This is a genomic window from Frankia tisae (genome assembly GCF_025403405.1).
Classification (GTDB): Bacteria; Actinomycetota; Actinomycetes; order Frankiales; family Frankiaceae; genus Frankia; species Frankia tisai.
Genome location: NZ_JANEZT010000513.1, coordinates 1 through 3550, shown reverse-complemented (window position 1 = coordinate 3550; position 3550 = coordinate 1). Strand labels below are relative to the sequence as shown.

Here is a 3550-nt window from a genome sequence, read left to right as displayed (position 1 = left end):
GCGCGGGCCTCGGCGAGCGACGCCCAGGGGCAGACCTGGCTGTGGCCCGGGTAGGTGTGCGCGCGGGCGATCGCGACCGCGCGGTCAGGGTCGAGCACCGACGCGTCGACCAGACCGGTGATCTTCCAGGCGGTGGTCGCGACACGGACGGGCCGCCCGCCCGGCCACATCTCCTCGTAGGCGCGTACCCGCCCGTCACGGGTCACCGACCGGATCACGATCAGGTCGACGTGGACGGCGTCCGGGCCACCGCCCGTCAGCGGCTCCCGATGCGGAGACACCAGCAGCGCGACGTTCCCCCGGCATGCCCGTGCGCCGTTCGCCAGCGGCAGCGCCTCGACCCGGCTCACAGCGCGTCGTCCCCGGGAAGAGGCAGCCAGGCCGTGGCCGGGGTCGGGTCCTCCCGCTCTTGGGTGATCAGGTCCCGGATCTGCGTCGCCAGGTAGCCGGTGGGGTTCTCCTGCAAGACCAGGTCATCAGCCCAGACGATCGACCCGGCCAGCGCGGTCGTCTCCACCACCACGCCGCCGAGCACGTCCGTGCTGTACCGATGGTCGCAGTGCGGGCACTCCACCACCGTCGTCAGCCGGTACGCCGCCCACGTGCCGTCCGCGAAATGCGCCCGCTCCTCGGTGATCACATCGAGGTCGCCGACCGGGGACAGGTAGTAGTCGTGGTCATCGTCGATGTAGACCCCGATCCGAACCGTGGGGTCCGCGAGCACGCCGAGCATGGCACCACCTTTGGAAAAGATCAGCAGAGAGGAAGGGTCGTGCGGCGCGCGCTGGCTATGCGCTGATCAGCCGCGCCCAGATGTCGCGGCACTCGTCATCGCTGAACCCACAGGGATGCGCGGAGGTCTCCCGCATCTCACCGGTGTAGTAGTCCAGCGTGACCGTGCCGCTCCACCAGCAGTGCGGCCCGGGAAACGGCCAGCCCGACGGCTCCGTGACCGCCAAGTCCTCCAGGCGGGCAACGGCAAGGTCCACAGCACTGAGCCCGTCCTCGCGGTCGTACTCGTCCGGTTCGCAGTCGAGGTCCTCAGACCGCTCCCCGTGCGCGTGGATGTCCCCGTCGTGGACCTCGTGGTCGTAGTAGTCGCGATGGTGGACGCGCAGATGCCGGCCGGTCACAGGACCCGCACCACCCAGCTGTCGCAGTCCTCCTCGACCCCCGAGATCTCCAAGAGGATGTCGCCGTAGACGATCGCCTGCTCGTGTAGCTGGTCCCCTTCCGGGCCGTAGCCGCGGTCCCACAGGCCCGCGCCCTGCCGCTGCCGCGAAAGGACCCAATCCCGACCCAGCTCCTCAGGCACCGGAGTCCGATCGCCCAGACGCTCGACCAGCGACGACAGATCGGCAGCGGCGCCTTCCAGGAAGTCACGGATCTCATTGGCGGGATCGCCGAACAGATACTCGGTCTCTGTTCCGTCGAAACCACTGCCGTACAGATTCGTAGTCTCGTCCGGCGACCATTCGACCATCGCCGATTCGATCAGTTCGCGCCACACTCCCCGCTCAAAGCGGCGCACGAACTCATCAGAAAGAACCTCGCAGGTCACAGACCCTCCCTCCACATGACGGTCGACAGGCTTCGGACGTCCGGTCAGTAGGCGGCTAACGCCACCAGACCCACAGGTCGCCGTGAACTCCGCGCGCCTTGAGTAGGCACGGTTTGTCCATCCATTCCAGGCTGAACTTGTAGATCTTGCAGTCGCAGCCGTGGTAAATCGACGCCAGACGATCCAGCAGCATCAGCATGTGATCGAGACCGCGTCGCTGGACAATCGCGAGCGCACGCTCACGATCGGCGAGAATGTCAAACACAGACCCACCCCTCGTTAGGACGGCCGGATTCACGCTCTCCAGGCAGGTCCGGATGTTTTCACCCGCTACCTTGTTACGCGCCCGGGAGGCTTCCGACCGTCCGGCCGGATTCACGCTCTCCAGGCAGGTCCGGGCGTTTTCACCCGCTACCTTGTTACGCGCCCGGGAGGCTTCCGACCGTCCGGCCGGATTCACGCTCTCCAGGCAGGTCCGGATGTTTTCACCCGCTACCTTGTTACGCGCCCGGGAGGCTTCCGACCGTCCGGCCGGATTCACGCTCTCCAGGCAGGTCCGGATGTTTTCACCCGCTACCTTGTTACGCGCCCGGGAGGCTTCCGACCGTCCGGCCGGATTCACGCTCTCCAGGCAGGTCCGGAAATGCAGAGAGGGCACCGGGAGAGTTCTCCCGGTGCCCTCTCCGTGAGGACAGATGGAACGTCAGTCGTCCGTACCGTCCCGCGTGGCGCGGTAAGTGATCATTTCCCGTACGGCATCGGCCCGTTCCGACAGTTCCCGGAATTCTGCCAGGGCAGCGTCACGGGTACGGATCACGGCGCGGCGGGAACCGTAGGCGCCCCCGTGGCGCTTCTGTGCCACGTTGGAAAGGATGCCCGTGCGTCCGAGGTCATCGGCCTTGTTTCCTTCATTGAGCACGTCCGCGAGAACGGGGAACTCTTTGCCGTCACCGAACGCGAGACGCCAGATAGCCTCACTGTTGGCGGCAAGGTGCGTCGCGACAGCTACGAATTGCATACGGGAAACGGCCTTCATCTGCTGCGCCCCGGGGGTCGCGTCGATTTCGTCAGGCTTCTTGTCCAGGTGGTACCCATTGCGCTGGGCAGCGTCCCGCATCGCCGTGTACTGGATACTGTCACGGGTAGCAACGAAGGTCCCGCCTTGCTTCGTGACGTAGAGCCACGAATCCGGTTCGCGCGTGGCCACGGAGTAAGTCACAGGCTCAAACTTTCGGATGATCTTCCCGAGCAGCTGGGCAAACAGCAATACGGCATCCTGCGCGATGTCATCGCTCACGTCCGCCGTGCCGTACCCACGGCCCGTGAAGGTCGCGTTTCCGTCCATCCGCTTACGCGACTGCGACGCGTCGACCGTCCGGCAGTACTTGCGCGCTTTGGTCTGAATCTCGCGCCAGTCGTCCGCCGTCACTCTCGCCATGTCTTCTGGCTGGACTCTCGCGCCCGGAAGAGCGGACGGCGTGTCCGAAGAAAAAGCGCCATTGGTCACGGAGGTCTCTCCTCTACCTTGGGGGAACTCCCGGGGGTGTCTTCCCGCTCCCGGTGCCGATATCTAATTCTCCACCTACGCGCACCAGAATACAACCCCCAATCGTCCGCCAATTCATGATTCTTTTGAGTGGCGATGCAATGGCGGGAATGATGTTCCGGAACGCTAGGGCAACAATCGGGGAACCGAAAAGGAGAAGAGTAAGGGCGGAAGACAAAGACAAAAAAAGCAAAGCAAAAAACAAGAACAGAAAAGAGCAGAGACCAAACGAACACAGATTAAAGAGAAGGTGCCAAGAGACTCCGAAATAACGCCAATCCCCGGACACGGCGGCGCAGGCACACCCCTCCCGCATCGACTATCAGCTCGTTGCCTCGCTATTAAGTCGCGGAGTGCTTGGGTGGGCGGCGCACCTCGTCCGACCTGCGCCAGCAGCGTTCCGTCCACCCACCCGCCTTTACTGGCGCGCCGGTGGGGGGTCC

The 3550-nt window shown here is 64.7% G+C and carries 6 protein-coding genes; all 6 read right to left on the bottom strand.

Features of this window, described 5'->3' with window-relative positions; all coding sequences use genetic code 11:
• The coding region (locus NBZ85_RS29015; protein WP_261563138.1) for a hypothetical protein at positions 1–350 on the bottom strand (350 nt) is incomplete at its 3' end.
• On the bottom strand, positions 347–733 hold the full coding sequence (locus NBZ85_RS29010) for a hypothetical protein (RefSeq protein WP_256790363.1): 387 nt from the start codon (positions 731–733) through the stop codon (positions 347–349). The genes NBZ85_RS29015 and NBZ85_RS29010, both read right to left, overlap by 4 nt.
• Before the next feature lie 55 nt (positions 734–788).
• On the bottom strand, positions 789–1133 hold the full coding sequence (locus NBZ85_RS29005; RefSeq protein ID WP_256790362.1) for a hypothetical protein: 345 nt from the start codon (positions 1131–1133) through the stop codon (positions 789–791).
• Entirely contained in the window at positions 1130–1561 is a 432-nt protein-coding gene (locus tag NBZ85_RS29000) for a hypothetical protein (RefSeq protein WP_055752614.1), read from the bottom strand. Before NBZ85_RS29000 ends, NBZ85_RS29005 begins: the two co-directional genes overlap by 4 nt.
• Positions 1562–1616: 55 nt before the next feature.
• Positions 1617–2219, bottom strand: a complete 603-nt coding sequence (locus NBZ85_RS28995) for a hypothetical protein (RefSeq protein WP_261563135.1) — start codon at positions 2217–2219, stop codon at positions 1617–1619.
• Positions 2220–2264: 45 nt separating this feature from the next.
• The gene (locus NBZ85_RS28990) at positions 2265–3068 is read right to left on the bottom strand and encodes a hypothetical protein (protein ID WP_256790448.1); all 804 of its coding nucleotides are present in this window, start codon (positions 3066–3068) and stop codon (positions 2265–2267) included.
• Positions 3069–3550 lie beyond the last annotated feature (482 nt).

Excerpts from the sequence above, each read along its gene's own strand:
- NBZ85_RS29010 (WP_256790363.1), bottom strand. The coding sequence starts at position 733 with ATGCTCGGCGTGCTCGCGGACCCCACGGTTCGGATCGGGGTCTACATC.